General features: G+C 71.5%; 26 protein-coding genes. 14 read left to right on the top strand and 12 right to left on the bottom strand.

Going from position 1 to position 23,042, the window contains the following annotated elements; all coding sequences use genetic code 11:
• Positions 1–226: 226 nt before the first annotated feature.
• Entirely contained in the window at positions 227–823 is a 597-nt protein-coding gene (locus QM641_RS07470; protein WP_415115011.1) for an exonuclease domain-containing protein, read from the top strand.
• 41 nt (positions 824–864) lie between these two features.
• Positions 865–2,217 (top strand): DNA recombination protein RmuC, encoded by a 1,353-nt coding sequence (locus QM641_RS07465; protein WP_415115009.1) that lies wholly within the window; start codon positions 865–867, stop codon positions 2,215–2,217.
• Here QM641_RS07465 and QM641_RS07460 read toward each other — a convergent pair.
• Together QM641_RS07460 and glpX are read right to left on the bottom strand one after the other, a co-directional pair.
• Positions 2,192–2,398, bottom strand: coding sequence for a UDP-N-acetylmuramyl pentapeptide phosphotransferase (locus QM641_RS07460; protein WP_415115022.1), 207 nt, complete (start codon positions 2,396–2,398; stop codon positions 2,192–2,194). The genes QM641_RS07465 and QM641_RS07460 overlap by 26 nt on opposite strands.
• Before the next feature lie 2 nt (positions 2,399–2,400).
• Positions 2,401–3,390: a class II fructose-bisphosphatase gene (gene glpX, locus QM641_RS07455; RefSeq protein WP_415115007.1), complete on the bottom strand. Its 990-nt coding sequence runs from the start codon at positions 3,388–3,390 to the stop codon at positions 2,401–2,403.
• Positions 3,391–3,570: 180 nt separating this feature from the next.
• Between glpX and fbaA the strand changes: the two genes are divergently transcribed.
• Positions 3,571–4,599, top strand: a complete 1,029-nt coding sequence (fbaA, locus tag QM641_RS07450) for a class II fructose-bisphosphate aldolase (protein ID WP_415115005.1) — start codon at positions 3,571–3,573, stop codon at positions 4,597–4,599.
• A gap of 120 nt (positions 4,600–4,719) precedes the next feature.
• On the opposite strand, the gene QM641_RS07445 is transcribed toward fbaA, so the two are convergent.
• Genes QM641_RS07445 through QM641_RS07435 form a run of 3 tightly spaced genes read right to left on the bottom strand, consistent with a single transcriptional unit; the run spans position 4,720 to position 6,849 of the window.
• Complete coding sequence (locus QM641_RS07445) at positions 4,720–5,289, bottom strand: MOSC domain-containing protein (protein WP_415115003.1); 570 nt, start codon at positions 5,287–5,289, stop codon at positions 4,720–4,722.
• On the bottom strand, positions 5,282–5,803 hold the full coding sequence (locus QM641_RS07440) for a DUF6264 family protein (RefSeq protein ID WP_415115001.1): 522 nt from the start codon (positions 5,801–5,803) through the stop codon (positions 5,282–5,284). Before QM641_RS07440 ends, QM641_RS07445 begins: the two co-directional genes overlap by 8 nt.
• Complete coding sequence (locus QM641_RS07435) at positions 5,800–6,849, bottom strand: 4-hydroxy-3-methylbut-2-enyl diphosphate reductase (RefSeq protein ID WP_415115020.1); 1,050 nt, start codon at positions 6,847–6,849, stop codon at positions 5,800–5,802. Before QM641_RS07435 ends, QM641_RS07440 begins: the two co-directional genes overlap by 4 nt.
• 76 nt (positions 6,850–6,925) lie before the next feature.
• On the opposite strand from QM641_RS07435, the gene xseA reads away from it, so the two are divergent.
• The 7 genes from xseA to QM641_RS07400 are packed head-to-tail and all read left to right on the top strand — an operon-like array spanning position 6,926 to position 12,914.
• Positions 6,926–8,236, top strand: coding sequence for an exodeoxyribonuclease VII large subunit (xseA, locus tag QM641_RS07430; RefSeq protein ID WP_415114999.1), 1,311 nt, complete (start codon positions 6,926–6,928; stop codon positions 8,234–8,236).
• A gap of 1 nt (position 8,237) precedes the next feature.
• Complete coding sequence (locus tag QM641_RS07425) at positions 8,238–8,480, top strand: exodeoxyribonuclease VII small subunit (RefSeq protein ID WP_415114997.1); 243 nt, start codon at positions 8,238–8,240, stop codon at positions 8,478–8,480.
• A complete protein-coding gene (locus tag QM641_RS07420) occupies positions 8,480–9,112 on the top strand; it encodes a DUF4245 family protein (RefSeq protein WP_415114995.1) in 633 nt (210 codons plus the stop codon). Before QM641_RS07425 ends, QM641_RS07420 begins: the two co-directional genes overlap by 1 nt.
• Positions 9,109–9,753 (top strand): carbonic anhydrase, encoded by a 645-nt coding sequence (locus QM641_RS07415; protein ID WP_415114993.1) that lies wholly within the window; start codon positions 9,109–9,111, stop codon positions 9,751–9,753. The genes QM641_RS07420 and QM641_RS07415 overlap by 4 nt, the downstream gene beginning before the upstream one ends.
• 20 nt (positions 9,754–9,773) lie before the next feature.
• Positions 9,774–11,168, top strand: coding sequence for a class II fumarate hydratase (locus QM641_RS07410; RefSeq protein WP_415114991.1), 1,395 nt, complete (start codon positions 9,774–9,776; stop codon positions 11,166–11,168).
• A gap of 10 nt (positions 11,169–11,178) precedes the next feature.
• Positions 11,179–12,258 (top strand): sensor histidine kinase, encoded by a 1,080-nt coding sequence (locus QM641_RS07405; protein ID WP_415114989.1) that lies wholly within the window; start codon positions 11,179–11,181, stop codon positions 12,256–12,258.
• A complete protein-coding gene (locus tag QM641_RS07400; RefSeq protein ID WP_415114987.1) occupies positions 12,255–12,914 on the top strand; it encodes a response regulator transcription factor in 660 nt (219 codons plus the stop codon). Before QM641_RS07405 ends, QM641_RS07400 begins: the two co-directional genes overlap by 4 nt.
• Positions 12,915–13,138: 224 nt before the next feature.
• Here QM641_RS07400 and QM641_RS07395 read toward each other — a convergent pair whose 3' ends face one another.
• Together QM641_RS07395 and QM641_RS07390 are read right to left on the bottom strand one after the other, a co-directional pair.
• On the bottom strand, positions 13,139–14,491 hold the full coding sequence (locus QM641_RS07395) for a PhoH family protein (protein WP_415114985.1): 1,353 nt from the start codon (positions 14,489–14,491) through the stop codon (positions 13,139–13,141).
• Between the two features lie 174 nt (positions 14,492–14,665).
• Entirely contained in the window at positions 14,666–15,445 is a 780-nt protein-coding gene (locus tag QM641_RS07390; protein ID WP_415114983.1) for an isoprenyl transferase, read from the bottom strand.
• Between the two features lie 74 nt (positions 15,446–15,519).
• Here QM641_RS07390 and trhA point away from each other — a divergent pair, with 74 nt between their 5' ends.
• On the top strand, positions 15,520–16,236 hold the full coding sequence (gene trhA, locus QM641_RS07385; RefSeq protein WP_415115018.1) for a PAQR family membrane homeostasis protein TrhA: 717 nt from the start codon (positions 15,520–15,522) through the stop codon (positions 16,234–16,236).
• A 3-nt stretch (positions 16,237–16,239) separates the two neighbouring features.
• Here trhA and QM641_RS07380 read toward each other — a convergent pair whose 3' ends face one another.
• On the bottom strand, positions 16,240–16,509 hold the full coding sequence (locus QM641_RS07380) for a hypothetical protein (RefSeq protein ID WP_415114981.1): 270 nt from the start codon (positions 16,507–16,509) through the stop codon (positions 16,240–16,242).
• A 64-nt stretch (positions 16,510–16,573) separates the two neighbouring features.
• On the opposite strand from QM641_RS07380, the gene QM641_RS07375 reads away from it, so the two are divergent.
• Both QM641_RS07375 and greA read left to right on the top strand, forming a co-directional pair.
• Positions 16,574–16,966: a DUF4307 domain-containing protein gene (locus QM641_RS07375; protein ID WP_415114979.1), complete on the top strand. Its 393-nt coding sequence runs from the start codon at positions 16,574–16,576 to the stop codon at positions 16,964–16,966.
• A gap of 86 nt (positions 16,967–17,052) precedes the next feature.
• Entirely contained in the window at positions 17,053–17,544 is a 492-nt protein-coding gene (gene greA, locus QM641_RS07370; protein WP_415114977.1) for a transcription elongation factor GreA, read from the top strand.
• Between the two features lie 3 nt (positions 17,545–17,547).
• Here greA and ilvA read toward each other — a convergent pair whose 3' ends face one another.
• Both ilvA and QM641_RS07360 read right to left on the bottom strand, forming a co-directional pair.
• Positions 17,548–18,774 (bottom strand): threonine ammonia-lyase, encoded by a 1,227-nt coding sequence (gene ilvA / locus QM641_RS07365; protein WP_415114975.1) that lies wholly within the window; start codon positions 18,772–18,774, stop codon positions 17,548–17,550.
• Positions 18,771–19,958, bottom strand: coding sequence for an AI-2E family transporter (locus QM641_RS07360; RefSeq protein WP_415114973.1), 1,188 nt, complete (start codon positions 19,956–19,958; stop codon positions 18,771–18,773). Before QM641_RS07360 ends, ilvA begins: the two co-directional genes overlap by 4 nt.
• Positions 19,959–20,024: 66 nt before the next feature.
• Here QM641_RS07360 and QM641_RS07355 point away from each other — a divergent pair, with 66 nt between their 5' ends.
• On the top strand, positions 20,025–21,296 hold the full coding sequence (locus QM641_RS07355; protein WP_415114971.1) for a winged helix-turn-helix domain-containing protein: 1,272 nt from the start codon (positions 20,025–20,027) through the stop codon (positions 21,294–21,296).
• A gap of 16 nt (positions 21,297–21,312) precedes the next feature.
• On the opposite strand, the gene QM641_RS07350 is transcribed toward QM641_RS07355, so the two are convergent.
• Together QM641_RS07350 and QM641_RS07345 are read right to left on the bottom strand one after the other, a co-directional pair.
• Complete coding sequence (locus QM641_RS07350; RefSeq protein WP_415114968.1) at positions 21,313–21,879, bottom strand: LemA family protein; 567 nt, start codon at positions 21,877–21,879, stop codon at positions 21,313–21,315.
• 120 nt (positions 21,880–21,999) lie between these two features.
• Positions 22,000–22,980: a helix-turn-helix transcriptional regulator gene (locus QM641_RS07345; RefSeq protein ID WP_415114966.1), complete on the bottom strand. Its 981-nt coding sequence runs from the start codon at positions 22,978–22,980 to the stop codon at positions 22,000–22,002.
• Positions 22,981–23,042: the final 62 nt, after the last annotated feature.

The following is a 23,042-nucleotide window of genomic DNA, read 5'->3' as shown; positions in this document are numbered from 1 at the left end:
CGAGTGAGACACTACGAAACGAAATCAACGTTGCAATAGCAGCTTGAACCCGCCGAGCTCGACACGACCGAACTCGCCAAGTGAACAACGCCGGCCGAGATTCACCTGACGCATACAGCCCCCAAGCCCCCGCCGAAACGGCAGGACGCGCCAAGCGAACACGCGCTGCGCGGCGTCCCCGGCGCGCCTCCCCCGCCGTCGCGCGGCCTGCGGCGAGGGTGGAGACGTGCCCCTGGACTTCACCGCGATCGACTTCGAGACGGCGAACTCCTCCAGCGCCTCGGCATGCGCGGTGGGGCTGGCCCGCGTCCGCGACGGGCGCGTGGTAGCCACCGACGGCTGGCTGATCCGGCCCCCGGCCGGACACGACCGCTTCTTCGAGCTGAACATCGGCATCCACGGCATCCGGCCCGACGACGTGCAGGACGCACCGACGTGGAGCGAGCAGCTCGGCGACCTCGCCGCGTTCGTCGGCGACGACGTGCTGGTCGCCCACAACGCGGGCTTCGACATGGCGGTGCTGCGCCGCGCGTGCGACGCGACCGGCGACCGGTGCCCCGAGTACCGCTACGTCTGCAGCCTGCAGGTGTCGCGCAAGACCTACGACCTCGACTCGTACCGGCTGCCGCTGGTGGCCGCGGCGGCAGGTTTCCTCGACTTCGCCCACCACGACGCCGCAGCCGACGCCCTCGCGTGCGCGCACATCATGATCGACGCGGCCCGGCGCGCGGGCGCCTTCGACGTCGTCGAGCTGGCGATGCTGCTCGGACTGCGGGTGCCGCAGATCCCCGCGGCGGCGACCGCGGTCCTCTCCCCCGCCTGAGTCGGATGCCGATGTCGGAGCCCCCCGGCATCCTCTGAGACATGGATGCCACCTTCATCACCGTCGTCGCCCTCTCCTGCCTGTTCGCGGGCCTGATCGCCGGGTGGTTCGCCGGCTCCGCGCGCACGGCCGAGCGCGCCGCGACCGAGCGGGCCGGGCTCGCGGCTCGCGCCGCGGCCGCCGAGGCCGGGTGCGCCGCGAGGGAGGCCGAGCTCGAGCGCCACCGCACGCTGCAGCACGAGCTGGGCCAGCGCGCACTCCTCGACCAGGCCGCCCGCGACGAGCGCGATCGGCGCGAGCAGTCGGTCCTACGGGCCCTGGCGCCTGTTCAGGAGACGCTGCAGTCGATGCGGCAGAAGGTCGACGAGCTCGAGCGCGACCGGCACCGTCAGTTCGGTGCGCTCGCCGAGCAGCTCCGTCGCGCGCAGGAGTCCGACGAGGCACTGCGCAGCACCACCGAGTCGCTCGCCGGCGCACTGCGCTCCGGCGCCACGCGCGGCGTGTGGGGCGAGACCCAGCTGCGCCGCGTCGTCGAGTCGGCCGGGCTCACCCGCTACGTCGACTTCGATACGCAGACCTCGGTGTCCTCCGACGCCGGCGCAGGGCGCCCCGACCTCGTCGTGCGCCTTCCCGGCGGCAAGGCGCTCGCCGTCGACGCGAAGGTCCCGCTCGACGCCTACCTCGAGGCCAGCGCCATTGCGTTGACCGCCCAGGGCGAGGAGGGCGCGCGCCGCAAGGCCCTGCTCGCACGGCACGTCAAGGCCGTGCGCTCGCACGTCGACGCCCTCGCGAAGAAGGCGTACTGGGCGGGGCTTCCGGCAAGCCCCGAGTTCGTCGTGTGCTTCATCCCCAGCGAATCGCTGCTGGCCGCCGCGCTCGAGGAGGACCCGGCGCTGCTCGACTACGCGTTCGGCCGCCGGGTGGCCCTGGCCTCGCCGGTGAACCTGTGGGCGGTGCTGAAGACGGTGGCCTACACGTGGACGCAGCAGGACGTCTCCGAAGAGGCGCGGCGCCTGTTCGACCTCGGCAACGAGCTCTACCAGCGCCTGGGCGGGCTCACCGCCCATACCGAGGAGCTGCGCCGCGCCATCGAGCGCACCGTCGACGGCTACAACAAGCTGATCGGCTCCCTGGAGACGCGCGTGCTGGTCAGCGCACGCCGCTTTCCCGGCATCGACGAGACGAGACTGGATGCCGTGGCATCCCCCGCCGCGATCGAACGCCTCCCCCGGCACCTGGCCGCCGCCGAGTTCGTGCAGGCCACGCAGCTGGCCGACGTCGGCGAGCTGCGCACACGGCTGGAGGTCGCCGAGGAGCACCAGGGCGGCGAACACGGCCTGACGCTCGAGGACGACCCGGTGGCGGGCCTCAGCCCCCCGGGAAGAGGTTCATGAGCGCCAGGACCGCGACCGAGACCGTGATGAACGCGCCGATCAGCCACCACGCGTTCACCCGGTGGTCCACCGGGCGGCGCCGGCGCAACAGCACGTCGGGACGGCTCGCGGGGTCGTGCAGGAGCGGGTCGTGGACGACCGGGATCTGGCCGGTCGAAGGCTTGTCCGATGCGCCCGACATGGTCACAGCCACTTCTCCGCGACGTGCTCCGACGCGATGCGGCGAAGGGTGCCGGATCTTCCGCGGATGACGACGCTCTCGGTGTACACGTAGTCCTCGGAAAGGCGCACGCCCTTCACGAGCTCGCCGTTGGTCACGCCCGTCGCGACGAAGATGGTGTTGGAGCCCTTCACGAGGTCCTCCGCCTCGTAGACGAAGTCGTCCACTTTCAGACCGGCATCCATGCCGCGCTGCTTCTCGTCGTCATCGCGCGGCCACAGCCGACCCTGAATATGCCCGCCGAGAGCCTTGACGGCGCAGGCGGTCACGATGCCTTCCGGGCTGCCGCCCACGCCGACGCACATGTCGGTGCTGGCGTTGTGGCGGGCCGCGTTGATGCCGCCGGCGACATCGCCGTCGCTCATCAGACGGGTGCCCGCACCGGCGGCCCGGATCTGATCGATGAGCCGCGCGTGTCGCGGCCGGTTCAGGACCGACACGATCATCTCTTCGGTGCGCTTGCCCAGGGCCTTCGCGAGCCGGCTGATGTTCTCCCCGATGGGAAGGCGGATGTCGACGACGCCGACACCGGCCGGCCCGGTGACCAGCTTGTCCATGTAGAAGACCGCGGACGCATCGAGCATCGCCCCGCGATCGGAGACCGCGAGCACCGACAGCGCGTTGTTGCGGCCATCCGCCGTCAGGGTCGTGCCGTCGATGGGGTCCACCGCGATGTCGCACTCGGGACCGCGCCCGGTGCCGACCTTCTCACCGTTGAACAGCATCGGTGCACTGTCCTTCTCGCCCTCGCCGATGACGATCGTGCCGGCGAACTCCACCTTCGACAGGAACGCACGCATCGCGTCCACGGCGGCACCGTCGGCGACCTCCTTCTGCCCCCTCCCGATGAAGGGCACGGTGCGGATCGCAGCCGCCTCGGTCGCACGGACGAGCTCGAGCGCGAGGTTGCGGTCGGGACGCAGAGGAGTGAGCTCTGCAGGCGAGCCGGTCATAGAAGTCCCTTCGATCGTCCTTCAGCCTAGGTCGAACCGTGTCGAGCGGGCAGTCGCGCGGCGGCGCGGCGCACGCTGGTGCCGATCCGGCGACCCGCGCCGAGGGTGCCGGAGACCACCACCCGCGCCGCATGCGCAGTGGATACACTCGGACCCAACGACACCGAACAAGGAGCTGATATGCCCGTCGCCACCCCTGAGCAGTACGCCGAGATGCTGGACCGCGCGAAGGCCGGCGGTTTCGCGTACCCGGCCATCAACGCCGCCAGCTCGCAGTCCGTCAACGCCGTGCTCCAGGGCCTCACCGAGGCCGGCTCGGACGGCATCCTCCAGGTCACCACCGGCGGTGCCGACTACTTCGCCGGCCACACCGTCAAGGCGCGCGCCACCGGTGCGCTGGCCTTCGCCGCCTACGTGCACGAGGTCGCCAAGAGCTACCCGATCACGGTGGCCCTGCACACCGACCACTGCCCCAAGCCCGCGCTCGACGACTTCGTCCGGCCGCTGATCGCCGCCTCTGAGGAGGTCGTCGCCGCCGGCGGAAACCCGATCTTCCAGTCGCACATGTGGGACGGCTCAGCCGTCCCGCTCGCCGAGAACATCGAGATCGCGAAGGAGCTCCTCCCCCGCATCAAGAACATCAACGCCATTCTCGAGGTCGAGATCGGCGTCGTCGGCGGCGAGGAGGACGGCGTCAAGCACGAGGGCACGAACGACGCCCTGTACACGACCACCGGCGATGTCACCCAGGTCGTCGAGGCGCTCGGTCTCGGCGAGCAGGGCCGCTGGATCGCGGCGCTCACCTTCGGAAACGTGCACGGCGTCTACAAGCCCGGCAACGTGAAGCTCAAGCCCGAGCTCCTCGGCGAGATCCAGGAGGGCATCGCCGCGAAGTTCGGCACCGGCCCCAAGCCCCTCGACCTCGTCTTCCACGGCGGCAGCGGCTCGACCGATGAGGAGATCGCCCTGGCGGTCGCCAACGGCGTGGTGAAGATGAACATCGACACCGACACCCAGTACGCGTTCACCCGGTCGGTCGCCGGCTTCATGTTCACGAACTACGACGGCGTCCTGAAGGTCGACGGCGAGGTCGGGAACAAGAAGGCCTTCGACCCCCGCGCGTGGGGCAAGATCGCCGAGTCCGCGATGGCCGCCCGCGTGGTCGAGGCGACCCGCCAGCTCGGCTCGTACGGCCAGTCCCAGAGCTGATCGACGGGCACGCACAGGGGCATCGCGTCATGGGCGCGGTGCCCCTCGCTCGTTCCTGGCCGCGGGAGGAACTGGCACCCTCGCGGGAGGAACTGGCACCCTCGCGGGAGGGGGGGAGGGTCAGGGGCCGCGGTAGACGTCCAGGATCGTGGGGGCGCCCTCGGGGCGCGACACGACAACGATCTCGTCGCCGGACTGCACGCGCCCGCCCGAGAGTACGCGCAGGTACGGTCCGAGGCGGCGCTCGTCCGAGAAGCGCTTCACCCAGCCGCGTTCGTCGTCGCCGCCCACCCAGCGGGCGAAGGTCTGGCAGGGCGTGCGCGGCATCGTCACCTCGACCTCGACGCGCGCGCCGATCCGCCACACCTCGCCGACCCGCGCCGCGTTGACGTCGAGCCCCTCGGTGCGGAGGTTCTCGCCGAAGAAGCCCGGCGGCAGCTCCCGGCCGAGCTCCCCCGCCCAGAACACCGCGTCCTCCTGCGCATAGGCGTACAGCGCCTTGTCCAACCCGCCGTGGTGCTTGCGATCGGCCTGCACGTCGGCGTACACGCCGTACGGTCCGATCCGCACCGGCCCGGACACCGGACGCTTGTCGATCGCGGTGACCCCGACCGTGCCGGCATCCGGTCGCAGCCCGTGCACGACGCACACGGCGACCAGACGCGCGCGACCCCGCTCCGACTCAGCCATGCGACGCGAAATGCTCGGCGATGGCCGGGTCGCCCAGCAGCGGCACAGTCAGACACACGCTCGCGATCACGAACGTCGCGATCGCCCCGACCAGCGGGATCCACCACGTGATCCGCCGTCGCGACAGCGACCGCCACGACCACAGCGCCGTCGCGAGCCACCCGACCCCGAAGACGGCCGCCCCGATCAGGCCCCAGAGCCTCCCCTGCGCGACGTTCGTGAAGCTCGCGTCGATCTCGACCACCTGCATCCACGTCTGCGCGAACGCGCCGAAGTCGATCAGCTGCGGGATGGCGGTGACGACCGTGAACAGGCCGTAGGCGAGCAGCACGAGCGTCACGATACGGTCCGCCGTGCGCGAGGGTCGCGGCCCGACCGTCGTGGCCGGCGCGGACTGCACTCGCGGCTGCGGGGCGGAGACGGGCGCGGCGGGCTGCTGGATCCGGGCCCGCTGCTCCTCCGGCGTCGCGTACTCGCCGTACTGCGGGCGGGGGCGCGGGTCCGGGGTGCTCACGCGCGTGCCCGTCCGCCCAGGGCCCGCTCGTCGCGGCGACCGGACGGATCCTGCCGCAGCTCCTTGGGCAGCGAGAACATGAGATCCTCCTCGGCCGTCCGCACCTCCTCGACATCGCGGTAGCCCGCGTCGGCGAGCTCGGCCAGGACCTCGTGGACGAGCACGTCGGGCACCGAGGCGCCGCTGGTCACCCCGACCGTTGCCACACCGTCCAGCCACTCCTGCTGGATCTCCCGCGCGTAGTCGACGCGGTGCGCGGCCCGCGCGCCGTGCTCCAGGGCCACCTCGACCAGACGCACGCTGTTGGAGGAATTGGCCGAGCCGACCACGATCACCAGGTCGGCGGCGGGGGCGACCTTCTTGATCGCCACCTGGCGATTCTGCGTCGCGTAGCAGATGTCGTCCGACGGCGGGTCCTTCAACTGCGGAAACCGCTCGCGCAGTCGCCGTACGGTCTCCATGGTCTCGTCCACCGAGAGCGTCGTCTGCGACAGCCAGACGACGTTGGCCGGGTCGCGCACCTCGACGGTGTCGGCCTCGGCGGGCGAGTTGACGATCGTGACGTGCCCCGGCGCCTCGCCGGCGGTGCCCTCGACCTCCTCGTGACCCGCGTGGCCGATCAGCAGGATCTCGTGGTCGTCGCGCGCGAAGCGCACCGCCTCGCGGTGCACCTTCGTCACGAGCGGGCAGGTCGCGTCGATCGCGACGAGTCCTCGATCGGATGCCGCGGACACGACCGCCGGCGACACCCCGTGCGCGCTGAAGACCACATGTGCGCCCTCGGGCACCTCGTCGACCTCGTCGACGAAGATCGCGCCCCGGGCCTCCAGCTCGGTGACCACATGGATGTTGTGGACGATCTGCTTGCGCACGTACACGGGTGCCCCGAACCGCTCCAGCGCCTTCTCGACCGCGATCACCGCGCGGTCCACGCCCGCGCAGTAGCCGCGCGGCGCGGCCAGCAGCACCCGCTTGTGTCCGGGCACGGGTTTATCCTGGAGCCGCCCGCGCGGGCCCGGCGCCGGGGCGCCCGGCACAGCGGGCACGGGCAGGCGCACGGCGGTTGAGCTCACGCGTCGATTCTACGAGGTGGCGCCATCGGGCGCCGGAGGAGAGCAGGCGATGACGTCGTTCCAGGCCGTGCCGGGACAGGCCGCGCCGCCCGATGCGGTGCATCCGCGCGACTCGTCTCCCCAGGCGCCGACGTCGGTGTCTCGGCTGAACGAGACGATCCGCGACTTCGTGCAGCGCTGGAACGCGGTGTGGGTCGAGGGCGAGATCACAGCCTGGAACCTCCGCGGCGGTCACGTGTTCGGGCGGTTGAAGGACACCGGCAGCGACGCCATGTTCTCCTTCCGCCTGTGGTCCAGCACTCTCCAGCGCACCCCGGACGGGGTGGGGGTGGGCGACCGGGTCGTCGCGTGCGTGAAGAGCGACTACTTCGTCAAGACGGGCGATTTCACCTTCACCGTCTCGGCCATCCGCCGCACGGGCCTGGGCGATCAGCTCGAGCGGCTCGAGCGGCTGCGCGCCCAGCTTCGCGCGGAGGGACTGTTCGATCCGGCGCGCAAGCGCCCGCTCCCCTTCCTGCCCCGCCTCATCGGGCTGGTCACCGGCGAGCGCAGCGACGCCGAGAAGGACGTGCACCGCAACGCCGAGCGGCGCTGGCCGCACGTGCGCTTCCGCACCGTGCACGCGGCCGTGCAGGGCGATCGCTGCGTCCCCGAGACGATCGCCGCGCTCCAGCGGCTCGATGCCGACCCCGAGGTCGACGTCATCGTCATCGCCCGCGGCGGCGGCGACCCGCAGTCGCTCCTCGGCTTCAGCGACGAGCGGCTGATCCGCGCGGTGGCCGCGGCATCCACCCCCGTCGTCTCTGCGATCGGACACGAGAACGACCATCCACTGCTCGACGACGTCGCGGACGTGCGCGCCTCCACGCCCACCGACGCTGCTCGCCGCGTCGTGCCCGACGTCGCCGAGCAGCGCGCGCTCGTGCAGCAGCTGCGCGCCCGGGCGCGCACCCGGCTCACGCACCGGATCGGGCACGACCTCGCCCAGCTCGACCAGCTGCGCTCGCGGCCGGTGCTGCGTGACCCGTCGTCGATGCTGACCCCCCGTGCGCACGAGCTGTTCCTCCTGACCTCGCGCGGACGGGAGCTGGTCTCCCGCCGCATGGATGCCGCGATGCGGACGACCGCGGAGCTGCGCGCGTCGTTGCGGGCGCTCTCGCCCGGGGCGACGCTCGAGCGCGGCTATGCGATCGCGCACGTCGCCGACGGCGTCATCGTGCGCGACGCCGCGCAGGCCCCGAGCGGGGCCGAGGTCGTGGTCACCGTCGCGCGGGGATCGTTCGCGACGCGCTCGGAGGGCGAGATCGCCGAGTCCGCGGGCGCCGATCCGGCTGACGGCCGTGTCGGCGCGCAAGCCTAGGATGGTGGACATGACCTCGCCACGAGACGACGTCGCGGACGTCGCCAGCCTCTCGTTCGAGCAGGCCCGCGACGAGCTGGTGCGCGTGGTGGCCGCGCTCGAGCAGGGTGCTCCGACGCTGGAGGAGTCCCTCACGCTGTGGACGCGCGGCGAGGAGCTCGCCACGCGGTGCGAGCAGTGGCTGCTCGGAGCCAAGCGCCGCCTCGATGCCGCGCGGCCCGAGGCCGACGAGGCGGGCTCGTGATGGCCTCCGCGCCCCGCGTGGTGGCGGAACTGGGCCGCCCGGAGACGCCGGAGGAGACGGCCTCGCGCAAGGCGGCGGCATCGGCCGCCTACCGGTCCAGCCAGAACTTCCGAAATCTCATCGCGGCCCTCCTGGTGACCCTCGCGGTGGTCGCGGTGATCGTCTTCGCCGTGCCGCGGGGGTCGCTGCCCGAGCGGGAGCCGATCGACGTGGCGGCTGCGGCGGCCGAGGCATCCGAGTCCCTCCAGCGCCCGGTCCTGGCGCCCGAGGCCCCCGCGGCCTGGCGGGTGAACGACGCCTCGCTCGAGCAGGGCGCGCCCACCACCTGGACGATCCTCTACGCGCCGCCGCGGGGGTTCCTCCGCGTCGCTCAGGCCTTCGACGCCGACGCCGAGTGGGCCTCACGGCTGCTGGGCGGGCGCACGCCCGACGACACCGTCGAGATCGGCGGCATCGTGTGGCAGCGCTACGACATCCCCGAGTCGGCGCGCGTGGGAAACGTCGCGCGCGCTCTGGCGACCACCGCCGGCACCGATGCGGTGGTGATCTACGGCTCGGCCGATGCCGAGACCACCGCGGCGGCGGCCGAGGCCGTCGCCGCGCAGCTGCGCGACCTCCAGGAGACGCCGTGACCCCGCGTGCCACTCCGCAGGAGGCCTGGGACGAGCTGCGCCGCGGCAACGCCCGCTTCGTGGCGGGCGAGCCGCTGTACCCACGGCAGGACGTCGAGCGCCGCCACGAGCTCGCGCACGCCCAGACCCCGCTGGCGACCCTGTTCGGCTGCTCCGACTCGCGCCTGGCCGCCGAGCTCATCTTCGACACCGGGCTCGGCGACCTGTTCGTCGTGCGCAACGCCGGCCAGGTGATCTCCGACTCGGTGGTGGGGAGCCTCGAGTACGCCGTCGCCGTGCTCCAGGTGCCCCTCATCGTCGTCCTCGGCCACGACAGCTGCGGTGCGGTACGCGCGGCCATCGACAGCACGCAGTTCGAGTCCCCCGAGCTGCCCGCCCACATCTGGCGCCTGATCGCGCCGATCGTCCCTGCGGTGCGGCGGGTGCAGCGCGAGGCCGGGCTCCCCGACGCCGCCGGCGTCGACGCGGAGCGCGTGGGTCGCGAGCACCTGCACGACACGATCGCCGAGCTGCTGCACTCGTCCGAGCTCGTCAGCGCGGCCGTCGAGGACGGGCGCCTGGGGATCGTGGGCGCGAACTACCGGCTCGCCGAGGGCACCGCCATCCCGCACTTCACCGTGGGCGTCGCCGTCGACGCCTGAACCCACGAAGGAGACCGAACGTGACCGACATCGAGTACCGCATCGAGCGCGACACCATGGGCGAGGTCCGCGTCCCCAGGGACGCGCTCTACGGCGCGCAGACGCAGCGCGCCGTGGAGAACTTCCCGATCTCCGGGTCGGGGCTGGAGTCCGCGCAGATCGCCGCGCTCGCGCGCATCAAGAAGGCAGCGGCCCTGGCCAACAAGGAGCTCGGCACGCTCGACCCCGACATAGCCGACGCGATCGCCGCGGCGGCCGACGAGGTCGCCACCGGCGTGCACGACGACCAGTTCCCGGTCGACACCTACCAGACCGGCTCGGGCACGTCGTCGAACATGAACATGAACGAGGTGCTCGCCGCCCTCGCCGCGCGGCGGCTCGGCGCCCCGGTGCACGCGAACGACCACGTGAACGCCTCGCAGTCCTCGAACGACGTCTTCCCGACCTCCGTGCACATCGCGGTCACGCAGGCACTCATCGACGACCTCATCCCGGCGCTCGACCACCTCGCCGTCTCCCTGGAGGCCAAGGCCGAGCTGTGGAAGGATGCCGTCAAGTCCGGCCGCACGCACCTCATGGACGCCACGCCGGTCACGCTCGGCCAGGAGTTCGGCGGCTACGCGCGGCAGATCCGGCTCGGCATCGAGCGCGTGCAGTCGGTGCTCCCCCGCGTGGGCGAGGTGCCGCTGGGCGGCACCGCTGTCGGCACCGGCATCAACACGCCCCTGGGCTTCCCGCAGCGGGTCATCGCCCTTCTCGCGGCCGAGACCGAGCTCCCCATCACCGAGGCGAAGGACCACTTCGAGGCCCAGGGCGCCCGCGACGCGCTCGTCGAGGCATCCGGCGCCCTGCGCACGATCGCCGTCTCGCTCACGAAGATCAACAACGACCTGCGCTGGATGGGCTCGGGCCCCAACACGGGCCTGGCCGAGCTCCACATCCCCGATCTGCAGCCCGGCTCCTCGATCATGCCCGGCAAGGTCAACCCGGTCGTCCCGGAGGCGACCCTCATGGTGTGCGCGCGCGTCGTCGGCAACGACGCGACAGTCGCGTGGGCGGGGGCGTCGGGCTCGTTCGAGCTCAACGTGGCGATCCCGGTCATGGGCACGGCGCTGCTGGAGTCGATCCGGCTGCTGTCCAATGCGATGCGCGTGCTCGCCGACAAGACCGTCGACGGGCTGGAGGCCGACCTTGAGCGCGCCGCCGGATACGCCGGCATGTCGCCCTCGATCGTGACCCCGTTGAACAAGCTGATCGGCTACGAGGCCGCCGCGAAGGTCGCCAAGCACGCCGTCGCGCGCGGCATCACCGTGCGCGAGGCGGTGGTCGAACTCGGCTTCCTGGAGCGCGGCGAGCTCACCGAGGCGCAGCTGGACGAACGACTCGACCTCCTCTCGATGACCCGTCCTGGTTGATAATCGGAGGGTGACCCGCACATTCCCGGCGCAGCGCCAGCGCATGCGGACGCTGGGCGTGCTCCTGATCGTGGTCGGGTCCGGGTTCGTGCTGACCGCACTGGGCATCGTCGGGGTTCACCTCGTGGCGGGTCGGCCGCTGCCGTGGGCGGCGGTATCGGTGTACGGCGCCGGAGCCGTCCTGACCCTCGGCGCCCTCGCCGTCGTGGGATGGGTGCTGCTGGAGCGCGCACCGGCACCGGTCGCCCTCACCGAGACCCCCGCGCCCGAAGAGCGCGCGACCAGGACCGAGATCGCCCGCACCGACGACCCGGCACCGCGCAGTGGCCCGACCGCGACCGTGCGAGCCCGACCGTACGACTCCGAGGAGACCGCGTTCGAGGTGCAGCGACGGCTGCTGGACGACGTGCGGCACGAGCTGAAGACCCCGATCACGATCATCCGCGGACACCTCGAGGTGATGGATCCGCAGGATACCGACGACGTGGCCACCATCCGCGATCTCGGCATCGCGGAGCTCGACCGCATGACGCGCCTCATCGGCGACATCGATCTGCTCGCCGCCGTCGAGGGCGACCAGTTCGTGATGGGCTCGGTCGATCTCGGGGCGCTGACCGAGCGGATCGCAGAGCTTGTGACGGTCATTCCCGGTCACGACTGGAGCATCGAGACGGCGGCGACGGCCGTGATCCGCGGCGACGGCGATCGGCTCCTGCAGGCGTGGCTGCAACTGGCCGACAACGCCGCCAAGCACACGCCGCCGGGCAGCCCCATCGAGCTCGGGAGCGCAGTCCACCCGGGCGGGGCCCGACTGTGGGTCCGCGACCACGGACCCGGCATCCCGCCCGCGCTGCGGCACCGCGTGTTCCGTCGCTTCGACCGCGGTGCCGGCAAGCGCACCGTGGGCGGGTCCGGCCTGGGCCTGGCGATCGTGGACACGATCGCCAAGGCGCACGGCGGCTACTGCGCCCTGGCAGACACGCCGGGGGGCGGCGTGACCTTCACCCTGGAGATCCCGACCGGCACGGCGGCCCTTCCGTCGCCGATCCGCGCCGGCGACGTCCTGCTGCAATGGGAGACAACCGCATGACCCTCATCCTCGTCGTCGACGACGAACCGCACATCACCGCCCTCGTCACCCGCGCGCTGCGCGGCCAGGGTTACGACACCGCGACCGCGGACGACGGCCCGGTCGCCGTCGAGCGCGCCCTGCAGGGCGACGTCGACCTCGTGCTGCTGGACGTCGGCCTTCCGACCATGGACGGCTTCGAGGTGCTGCGCACCCTGCGCCGTCGCGGCTGCGACGCTCCCGTCATCATGCTGACCGCCCGCAGCGGCACCCCCGACACCATCGAGGGGCTGGATTCCGGCGCCAGCGACTACGTGTCGAAGCCCTTCGCCGTCACCGAGCTCATGGCCCGCGTGCGTTCGCGGCTGCGTGAGCGGGCGGCGGCGCCGGCAGCTCTCGCGCAGGGCGACGTCACGCTGGACATCCTCACCCGCCGTGCGTCGGTCGCCGGCCGCGAGGTCGACCTGTCCGCGCGCGAGTTCGCACTCGCGGAGCAGTTCCTGCGGCACCCGAACGAGGTCCTCACCCGCGAGGTGCTGCTCAGCCGCGTGTGGGAGATGGACTTCGACCCGGGCTCCAATGTGGTGGACGTCTACGTCCGCTATCTGCGCGCCAAGCTCGGCTCGGACCGGATCGCCACGGTGCGCGGCGAGGGCTACCGCTGGAACGACGGGTAACACAGAAGCCCCCGATGCTGGGGGACATCGGGGGCTGAGCGCCGATTTCCGGGGAGAGAATCGACGCTCCGGTGTGATCTGTTTCTGGTTCACCGGTCGGGGGGAAATCTTCCGGCTCGCCTTCTTCGTCCTATCGTCCCTGATTCCGGGGCCGAAGGGGTACAAATCGCGATGAGATTACTCTCATACTCCTGACAATCTGCCTTGCCCGACCGAGGGATCGCTCAGCTGAGCTCCTCCGCTTCGAGCAGTTCGGTCACCAGCGCCGCGATCGCGGAGCGCTCCGAGCGCATGAGCGTCACGTGCGCGAACAGCCCGTGGCCCTTGAGCGTCTCGATGACCGATGCCATGCCGTCGTGGCGCCCCACGCGCAGATTGTCGCGCTGGCCCATGTCGTGGGTGAGCACGACCCGCGAGCCCTGACCGACGCGGCTGAGCACCGTGAGCAGGACGTTGCGCTCCAGCGACTGCGCCTCGTCGACGATCACGAACGCGTCGTGGAGAGACCGGCCGCGGATGTGCGTGAGCGGCAGCACCTCCAACAGGCCCCGGGCCATGACCTCCTCCACGACGTTTCCGGAGACGACCGAACCGAGCGTGTCGAACACCGCCTGACCCCAGGGGTTCATCTTCTCCTGCTGGTCTCCGGGGAGATAGCCGAGCTCCTGACCGCCGACGGCGAACAGCGGGCGGAAGACGATGATCCGCCGCTGCTGCTGACGCTCCAGCACAGCCTCCAGCCCCGCGCACAGGGCGAGGGCGGACTTGCCGGTGCCGGCCCGGCCGCCCAGCGACACGATCCCGACCTCGGGGTCCAGGAGCAGGTCGATCGCGAGCCGCTGCTCGGCAGAGCGGCCGTGCAGCCCGAACACGTCGCGGTCTCCGCGCACGAGCCGGTAGCCGCCCCCGCCGGTGACCCGTCCGAGTGCGGAGCCGCGCTCGGAGTGGATCACGAGCCCCGTGTTGGCCGGAAGCCCCCGGACCTGCTCGCTGACGCCCACCTCGCTCTCGTACAGATCGCTCATGTCGTCGCCGGAGACGTCGATCGTCGCGACGCCGGTCCAGCCGGAGTCGACGGCCTGCTCGGCGAGGTACTCCTCGGCCGGGATGCCGACCGAGGCGGCCTTCACGCGCATCGGGAGGTCTTTGGAGACCACCGTGACATCCTGACCCTCGCGCGCCAGGTGCATCGCCACGGAGAGGATGCGGGTGTCGTTGTCGCTCAGCCGCATGCCGGCCGGAAGCACCGAGGCGTCGACGTTGGTCAGCTCCACCCGCAGGGTTCCGCCGATCCCGACCGGCACCGGGAAGTCGAGGCGGCCGTGCTCGATGCGCAGCTCGTCGAGATGACGCAGCGCCTGCCGAGCGAAGTAGCCGATCTCGGGGTCGTGACGCTTGCCCTCCAGCTCGGTGACCACCACCACGGGGATGACGACGGAGTGCTCCGCGAATCGGAAGAAGGCCCGCGGGTCGCTCAACAGGACGGACGTGTCCAGCACATAGGTCCGCAGACGCTGATCCACCTGGACGTCGTCGCCCGCCGCGACGCGATGCTGCTCCGGTACTCGTGTGGTCACGTCCGACTCCCGCCCCGGGTCGTCCCCGGTTTCGTGCGTGTCGACCATGGCCACGAGTCGCGGTGGGCCGACTCGACGGGCACCGTGCCCGTGACTCGACGCTACGACGGGCCGCCGACACCGGCGGCGCCGACACGCTGTCATCGTGTGACGAACAGGTGAACTCTCGACGCGTCAGCCGCCGTAGCGGCGGTCCCGCGACGCGAAGTCGCGGATCGCGCGCAGGAAGTCGATCTCGCGCAGGTCGGGCCCCAGGGCCTCGACGAAGTAGAACTCGCTGTGCGCCGATTGCCAGAGGAGGAAGTCGCTCAGCCGCTGCTCGCCCGACGTGCGGATCACGAGGTCCGGGTCGGGCTGGCCGCCGGTGTACAGATGCTCGCCGATCTGCTCGGGAGTAAGACTGGCAGCGAGCGCCTCCAGCGATCCGCCACGTTCCTGATGCTGCGCGATGATGCTGCGCACCGCGTCGACGATCTCGCCGCGCCCGCCGTAGCCGACCGCGAGGTTGACGTGCAGGCCGGTGTTGGCGCGCGTACGCTCCTCGGCGGTGGCGAGCACTCCGGCGAGGGCGCGCGGGAGCAGATCGGCCCGTCCCACGTGCTGCACGCGCCACCCCGGCTCGCGGGACAGCTCGTCGGCGAGCTCGGCGATGATCTCGATGAGGTCGGCCAGCTCGCGCGAGTCGCGCTTACGGAGGTTGTCGGTGGAGAGCAGATACAGCGAGACGACCCGGATGCCCAGATCGTCGCACCAGCGCAGGAACTCGTGCATCTTGGCCGCCCCGGCCCGGTGACCGTCCGCCGCCGTGGCGTAGCCGGCCTGACGCGCCCACCGGCGGTTGCCGTCGATCATCATGGCGACGTGGTGCGGCACCGCATCGGGACGGAGTCTGCGGCGCAGGCGCGAGGCGTACAGGCGATAGAGGGGACCCCTGCCCGAGACCGCGTGCGCCACACGCCTACGTTAGCGGGCCGGGGCGCATGTGCGCGCCGGCATGCGTCGACGCGTACGCTCGAGGCGTGACCCGAATGACCCCGACCGACGGTACGGCGCCGACCCGGCTGCCGCTGATGGCCGCCGGGTCCACCGACCTGTACGTCGAGCCGAAGCCGACGTGGCGGGGCTGGATCCACGCCGCCACCTTCCCGGTGACGATCGTCGCCGGGATCATGCTGGTGAGTCTGGCCCAGGGCGCGGCGGCGAAGTGGTCGTGCGCGGTGTTCTCCGCGACCTCGCTGCTGCTGTTCGGCAACTCCGCGCTCTATCACCGCTTCACGTGGGCGCCGCGGACCCGGATGATCCTCAAGCGCATCGATCACGCCAACATCCTGCTGCTGATCGCCGGCACCTACACCCCGCTCGCGGTGCTGGCCCTGCCCACCGCCCAGACGACGGTGCTGCTGTCACTGGTGTGGGGCGGCGCGGTCCTCGGCATCCTCTTCCGCGTCTTCTGGATCCATGCGCCGCGCTGGCTGTACGTCGCCCTGTACCTCGCCCTGGGCTGGGCCGCGGTGATGTACCTCGTGCCGCTGTTCCAGGCGAACGAGGCCATGATGGTCCTCGTCGCCGTCGGCGGACTGCTGTACACGATCGGCGCGGTCGTCTACGGGCTCAAGCGCCCCAACCCGTGGCCCGACCACTTCGGCTTCCACGAGATCTTCCACGTGTGCACCGTGCTGGCGTTCCTGTGCCACTGGACCGCGTGCCTGCTGATCGGGCTTCAGCCGGCATTCCACGGCCCGTAGCGATCACGCTCCGCGATCGGTGCCGGCATCCCGATCGGTGTCGTCCTCGCCCGCCTCGGCGCGCAGCTGCGCATCGAGCTCCTCGGCCACTTCGGCCCGGTAGCGGGCCCGCCGGATGCGGCGCAGCATGTCGATCAGCAGCAGCACGACCGCCACGGCGATCACGGCGATGGACACGAATCCCGCGAATCCGGGGGTGACCGCCGACGGATCGACCGTCATCGTCGGGATCGGTGTTTCCGGGGCGTCGGCGAGCACCGTCAGCGTCAGCATGTGTCCTCATTCCGCGGGTGAGCGCATAGCCTGGAGTTCCAGCCTAGAGCGACCAGGGAGCGCGATGACCACTGCGGTGCAGGCGAAGCTCGACGAGCGCTACGGGCGTCGCGGGTCGGCGCGGATGCCGTGGATCGTCGGCGGCTCGCTGGCGGCGGTCGCCGTCGGCGTCATCGCCTGGTTCGCGCTCTCCGGCGGTCTCACCGCGGTCGACGCCGACGCCACCGGTTTCGAGGTCGAGGACGCCCACAGCGTGACGGTGCGCTTCCAGGTGACCGTGCAGCCCGGGTCGCCCGTGGCGTGCGCTCTGGAGGCGCAGGACACCGCGCACGGGGTCGTGGGGTACAAGGTCGTGGAGTACCCGGCATCCGATTCGCACACCACCGCTCATCGCGAGACGATCCCCACCGTCGCCGAGGCGACGACCGGCTTGGTCACCGCGTGCTGGATCCCGTAAACTGACCGCAGACCATGCGCCCCGGCCCGTTCGCCGGGGCGTTTGACTTAGGCGACGGCTTCGCCGTCTGAAGCAAGGAGGACGCTGTGACCGGCGACATCACCGAGACCTTCCTCACCCAGGACGCCTACGACCGGCTCGCCGCAGAGCTCGAACACCTCTCGACCGTGGGCCGCGAGGAGATCGCGAAACGCATCGAGGCCGCGCGCTCGGAGGGCGACCTCAAGGAGAACGGCGGTTACCACGCCGCCAAGGACGAGCAGGGCAAGCAGGAGGCGCGCATCCGTACGCTCCAGCACCTGCTGAAGACCGCGAAGGTGAGCGAGGCGCCCACCTCCACCGGCGTGGTCGAGTCCGGCACCGTCGTCACGGCGGTCGTCGCCGGCGGCGAGGAGGTCTTCCTCCTCGGCAGTCGCGAGATCGCCTCGGGGACCGAGCTCGATGTGTACAGCGAGGCCTCGCCGCTGGGAGCGGCCATCCTGGGTCTGAAGGAGGGCGACGCCACGTCGTACACCGCCCCGAACGGGCGCGAGATCGCCGTGGAGATCGTCAAGGTCGAGACCTACACCGGGCGCTGAGCCTCAGTCCGGCACGATCCGGGGCGCGAACCCCGCCTCCTCCAGCAGCGCGATGACCCGCTGACGATGCTCCTCGCCGCGAGTCTCCACGCTCAGCTGCAGGATGACCTCGCTGATCTGCATGCCCTGCCCGTGCCGGGTGTGCAGCGCCTCGATGACGTTGGCCCCCGCGAGGGCGAGGATCTCCGCGACGCGCGCGAGCTGGCCGGGACGGTCTGGCAGCGGGATCTGCAACGTCATGTAGCGACCGGATGCCGCAAGCCCGTGCGCGACGACACGCTGCAGCAGCAGGGGGTCGATGTTGCCGCCGGAGAGGATCACCACGGTCGGACCGCTCGCCGCGATCTTGCCGGCGAGGATCGCGGCGACTCCGACCGCACCGGCGGGCTCCACGACCTGCTTGGCGCGCTCCAGCAGCACGAGGAGGGCCCGCGCGATGTCGTCGTCGCTGACCGTGACGACCTCGTCGACGAGCTCTCGGATCACCTCGAACGGCACGTCCCCCGGGCGCGCCACGGCGATGCCGTCGGCGATCGTGGGGGTCGTGGCCACCTCCAGCGGCTCTCCGGCGGCCAGCGACGCCGGGTAGGCGGCGGAGTTCTCGGCCTGCACGCCGATGACGCGCACGGTCCGACCGGCCGCCGCGGCGCGCGCCTTCGCGGCGGCCGCGACGCCGGCGACGAGCCCGCCGCCGCCGATGCCCATGATGAGGGTCTCGGTCTCGGGCGCGTCGTCGAGGATCTCCAGGCCCAGCGTGCCCTGACCGACGATGACATCACGGTGATCGAACGGGTGGATGAGCACCGCACCGGTGCGATCGGCGAACTCCGCGGCCAGGCGCAGCGGCGTCTCGACGGTCGCTCCGTCGAGGATCACGTCGGCGCCGTAGCCGCGGGTGGCCAGGAGCTTGGGCACCGGAACCCCGAGCGGCATGAAGATCGTCGCGGGGATGCCGAGCTTCTGCGCCGCGAGGGCAACCCCCTGAGCGTGGTTTCCCGCCGAGGCGGCGACCACGCCGTGCGCGCGCTCCTGCGCCGACAGCCGCGAGAGACGGTACGCCGCGCCGCGGATCTTGAACGAGCCGGTGCGCTGCAGGTTCTCCAGCTTCAGACGCACCGGGGCGCCGAGCACCTCGGACAGGTGCTCGGACTGCTCCAGGGGCGTGTGCGAGACCACGCCGCGCAGCACGGCCGCGGCATCCTCGAACTCGGCCAGGGTGGGGATGCTCACGCGGGTCTCCTCCGATCGCGGGGAACGGTGCTCCAGATCAGGTCGCCGGGACCCGCCTGGTCGCCGGTCTCCCACGCGCGGCGCGCGAGGTAGACCCCGACGACGTTGGCGAACGCCGCGAGCGGGACGGCGAACAGTGCCCCGGGGATGCCGGCGACCATGGTCCCGCCGGCGACGACCAGCACGACCGCGAGCGGGTGCACCTTGACGGCCGAGCCCATCAGGATCGGCTGCAGGACGTGCCCCTCGAGCTGCTGGACGACGAGGACCACCACCAGCATCCACAGCGCGATCCAGGGCCCGTTGTAGACAAGGGCGAGGAACACGGCGAGGGAGCCGGTCACGACGGCGCCCACGATGGGCACGAACGAGCCCAGGAAGACGAGAACCCCGACCGGGATGGCCAGCGGCACGCCGAGGAAGAAGGCGCCCAGGCCGATGCCGATCGCGTCGATGGTGGCCACCAGCAGCTGCGTGCGCGCGTAGTTGACGACGGTGACCCATCCAGCGCGCGCGGCGCCGTCGGCGGCGACGCGGGCGTCGCGCGGGAACAGGTTCACCGTCCAGCGCCAGATGCCGCCGCCGTCGGCCAGGATGCACAGGAGGATGAACAGCGCCAGGAGCGCCCCGGTGGCGACGTGGCCCACCGTGGTGCCGAGGGCGAGCGCGCCCGTCCACAGCAGCTCGACCTGCTGCTGGAGGATCGTCCATCCCTGCGCGAGCAGGTCGTCGATCTGAGCGGGGCTGAGGTGGAGCGGCCCGTCGATGAGGTACTGGCGCAGTTCGCCGACGGCCTGGACGGTGCGCTGCTGCACCTCGGACCACCCGCGCGTGATCTGCCAGACCACGAGAAGGAGCAGTCCCCCGACGATCGCGATGGTGCCCAGGGCACTGAGCACGATCGCGACCCATCGGGGCAGACCGCGGCGCAGGAGCCACGTGAAGGCGGGCCACAGCAGCGCCGAGAGCAGGATCGCCACCAGCAGCGGGATGACCAGCAGCTTCAGCTGGATGATCACCCAGATCACGATGCCGATCGCGATCGCCACCACGACGAGCCGCCAGGCGTAGGCGGTGGCCACCCGCAGCCCCCGGGGAACCGCGGACGACGAATCGGCGGAGACGGTGACGTGCCGGAGGGCGTCGAGGAAGGAGCCGCGTGGGCGATCGTCGGACCCGCTCATCCTGCCAGTCTACGGCTCCGCGCCCCCCTGCCCGGCACGTCGGAGGGTGGCGCTAGGCTGACCGCCGTGTCTGACGCATCCCCTTCCGTGCCCCGGTCGCCGGCGCTCCCGCTGCTGCGCGCGGCCGAGGCGCGGCGCATCGCACTGGCCGCCCAGGGGTTCGCTCGCCCGCGACCCACCCGCGCGGGAGTGCGCGCGATGCACGGCGCACTCGCACGCATGGCGACGCTGCAGATCGACTCGGTCAACGTGTTCGCCCGCTCGCACTACCTGCCGCTGTACTCGAGGCTCGGTGCGTACGACACCGCACAGCTCGACAGACTGCTGTTTCGCCGTGGCGCGCCGTACACCGAATGCTGGGCGCATGTGGCCGCCTTCATCCCCACGCGCGACTGGGGGCTGTTCGGCTTCCGCATGGCGGACGAACGCGCGCGGCAGCAGGCGCGTCCGGACGGCATCGCGCACCGGCATCGCGACGTCCTCGAGTGGGTGCGCGTCGAGCTGGCCGAGCGCGGGCCGCTCCGACCCGCACAGCTCGACCACGACCTGCGTCGCGTCCGGCGCGGTCCGTGGTGGGACTGGGACGTCGTGAAGAGCGCCCTGGAACACCTGTGGCGATGGGGCGAGGTGGCCATCGCGGGACGGCACGGCTTCCAGCGCACGTACGCGCTGGCCGAACACGTCATCCCCGACGAGGCGCGCGCGGATGTTCCCCGGCCCGACGCCGTGCGCGAGCTCGTGCGGCGGGCGGCGCGCGCGTACGGGGTGGCGACGGCATCCGATCTCGCCGACTACTGGCGCCTGCGCGACCGTCGTGCCGTGCTCACGGCGCTGGCCGAGCTCGCCGAAGCCGGCGAGGTCGAACAGGTGCGCGTGGAGGGCTGGACCTCCGCCGGGCGCGCGCTCCCGGCCTGGCGGCACCGCGACGCGGTGTGCCCGCGGCGCATCGACCGCGTCGCCGTGCTCACCCCGTTCGACCCGGTGGTGTGGTTTCGCGACCGGGCGCTCCGCCTGTTCGCGCTCGACTACCGCATCGAGATCTACACGCCCGCGCCGCGCCGCCGGTACGGCTACTACAGCCTGCCGGTACTCGTCGACGACGAGATCGTCGGGCGCGTCGACCTCAAGGCCGACCGGGGCGCCGCACAGCTCCTCGTGCAGTCGGCGTGGTGGGAGGACGGCCGACCCTCGCCCGACACCGCCGAGCGCATCGCTGCGGAGCTGCGGCTCGCTGCTCGCTGGCAGGGCCTGGAGTCGATCTCAGTGGGACGATGGGGCGATGCGGCGGACGAGCTGGCCGGCGCTCTGGGCGCACGGCGGCACGAGCGCGTCAGGTGAGGCCGACAGACGCGGCTCAGAACTGGATGCGCGGCGGCTCGGAGATGGCTGCGCCGTCGATGACCTCGAAGAACTCGCGCTGGACGAAGCCGAGGTTGCGTGCGAAGAGGTTGTTCGGGAACACCTTGATCTTCGTGTTGAGCTCGCGCACGCCGCCGTTGTAGAACCGGCGGGATGCCTGGATCTTGTCCTCGGTGTCGACCACCGCCTGCTGCAGCTGGAGGAAGTTCTGGCTCGCCTGCAGCTGCGGGTAGGCCTCCGCGACCGCGAACAGGGACTTCAGCGCCTGCTGCATGTGGCCCTCGGCGACACCCGCCGCCTCGGGACTCCCGGCCGACAACGTCTCGGCCCGGGCGCGCGTGACGTTCTCGAACACCGCCTTCTCGTGCGACGCGTAACCCTTCACCGTCTCGATGAGGTTCGGCAGCAGGTCGGCGCGGCGCTTGAGCTGAACGGTGATGTCGCTCCACGCCTCGTCGACGCGGACATTCAGCGCGACGAGCGAGTTGTAGGTCGCCCAGAGATAGACGCCGACGATCGCAGCCAGGCCGACGACGATCAGCACCGGGATCAACAACTCCATCGCACACTCCTCGGGTCGCCCTCATCCTATTCTGCGGCATATGTCGCGACACGCCTCGATCACGCGACTCTCAGCCGTTGCCCAACTGACAGCACGACGCACGCGGCGCCGCACCGTGCGCTACCGCGTCGCCGCGAGGAAGCGATCCGCGCGATCGCGCAGCAACGCGCTGAGCTCAGGCGAGTCGAGCACCTCGAACGGCCAGGTGAGCCAGATCAGCGCCGCGGCGAGCACCTCGACGCGCACGTCCGCGATCCACCAGTCCGTCGCGAGTGCGCCGTCCGCGGTCGTGCTCGCCGTGAAGTGTCGCGCGTGCCGCCCGAGCCGGCCCTCCACCTCGGCCAGCGGCGCATGGATACGGATCGTGGCTGTCACCTCCGGCCGCACCGCCGCGAGACGTTCGCCCACGAAGGCCGCGGCGTCTCCGCCGGGCACCGCGGGCGCGGAGCCGCCGAGACCGGTGGGCTCGGCGGCGACGATGCGATCGACGCGCAGGGTGCGCCAGTCCGCACGCTCGGTGTCCCAGCACAGCAGATACCAGCGGGCGCCGCGAGGAACGAGTCGAACGGGGTCGATCCGGCGCAGGCGCGGCGTCGCGGTTGCAGAACTCCCGGTGTACCGGATGCGCAGCCGCTCGTGGTCGCGGCAGGCCAGGGCGAGCACGGCGAGCAGCTCCGTGTCGATCTCGGGCTCCGTCGACACCGCACCGAGGGAGACCGACGAGCGGATCGCACGCACCCGACGTCGCAGCGCGGAAGGCATCACCTGCTCAAGCTTGGCCAGCGCGACGAGGGCGAGGTGTCTCGTGCCCGCCGCACCGCTGGCGGCGGCGGAGGACAGCGCGGCCGCGATCGCGGCCGCTTCCTCCGGGGTGAACACCAGGGGAGGGAGCTCCCCGCCGGTGGCCAAGCCGTACCCGCCGTCGCGACCGCGCCGCGCCTGGACGCAGTAGCCGAGCTCGCGAAGCCGCTCGACATCGCGCCGCAGAGTGCGACCGGTCACCTCCAGCCGCTGAGCGAGCTCCTCCCCGGGCCAGAACCGTCGTGCCTGCAACAGCTCCAGAAGCCGGAGCGCCCGGGAGGTCGCTGACGTGGTGTCCATGGCGTCATTCTTCCTTCTGAATAAGGACAGAAACAGTCCTAAATGCTGACGACACTGGAAGA

This window comes from Microbacterium sp., assembly GCF_047605725.1.
GTDB lineage: Bacteria > Actinomycetota > Actinomycetes > Actinomycetales > Microbacteriaceae > Microbacterium.
This window is presented reverse-complemented; position numbering and strand designations above follow the sequence as displayed.

Bases quoted from the DNA above. Each gene is read 5' to 3' on its own strand.
- QM641_RS07465 (WP_415115009.1), top strand. From the start codon at position 865: ATGGATGCCACCTTCATCACCGTCGTCGCCCTCTCCTGCCTGTTCGCG.
- QM641_RS07460 (WP_415115022.1), bottom strand. From the start codon at position 2,398: ATGTCGGGCGCATCGGACAAGCCTTCGACCGGCCAGATCCCGGTCGTC.
- glpX (WP_415115007.1), bottom strand. From the start codon at position 3,390: ATGACCGGCTCGCCTGCAGAGCTCACTCCTCTGCGTCCCGACCGCAAC.
- fbaA (WP_415115005.1), top strand. From the start codon at position 3,571: ATGCCCGTCGCCACCCCTGAGCAGTACGCCGAGATGCTGGACCGCGCG.
- QM641_RS07445 (WP_415115003.1), bottom strand. From the start codon at position 5,289: ATGGCTGAGTCGGAGCGGGGTCGCGCGCGTCTGGTCGCCGTGTGCGTC.
- xseA (WP_415114999.1), top strand. From the start codon at position 6,926: ATGACGTCGTTCCAGGCCGTGCCGGGACAGGCCGCGCCGCCCGATGCG.
- QM641_RS07425 (WP_415114997.1), top strand. From the start codon at position 8,238: ATGGTGGACATGACCTCGCCACGAGACGACGTCGCGGACGTCGCCAGC.
- QM641_RS07420 (WP_415114995.1), top strand. From the start codon at position 8,480: ATGGCCTCCGCGCCCCGCGTGGTGGCGGAACTGGGCCGCCCGGAGACG.
- QM641_RS07400 (WP_415114987.1), top strand. From the start codon at position 12,255: ATGACCCTCATCCTCGTCGTCGACGACGAACCGCACATCACCGCCCTC.
- trhA (WP_415115018.1), top strand. From the start codon at position 15,520: ATGACCCCGACCGACGGTACGGCGCCGACCCGGCTGCCGCTGATGGCC.
- QM641_RS07380 (WP_415114981.1), bottom strand. From the start codon at position 16,509: ATGCTGACGCTGACGGTGCTCGCCGACGCCCCGGAAACACCGATCCCG.
- QM641_RS07375 (WP_415114979.1), top strand. From the start codon at position 16,574: ATGACCACTGCGGTGCAGGCGAAGCTCGACGAGCGCTACGGGCGTCGC.
- QM641_RS07360 (WP_415114973.1), bottom strand. From the start codon at position 19,958: ATGAGCGGGTCCGACGATCGCCCACGCGGCTCCTTCCTCGACGCCCTC.
- QM641_RS07350 (WP_415114968.1), bottom strand. From the start codon at position 21,879: ATGGAGTTGTTGATCCCGGTGCTGATCGTCGTCGGCCTGGCTGCGATC.
- QM641_RS07345 (WP_415114966.1), bottom strand. From the start codon at position 22,980: ATGGACACCACGTCAGCGACCTCCCGGGCGCTCCGGCTTCTGGAGCTG.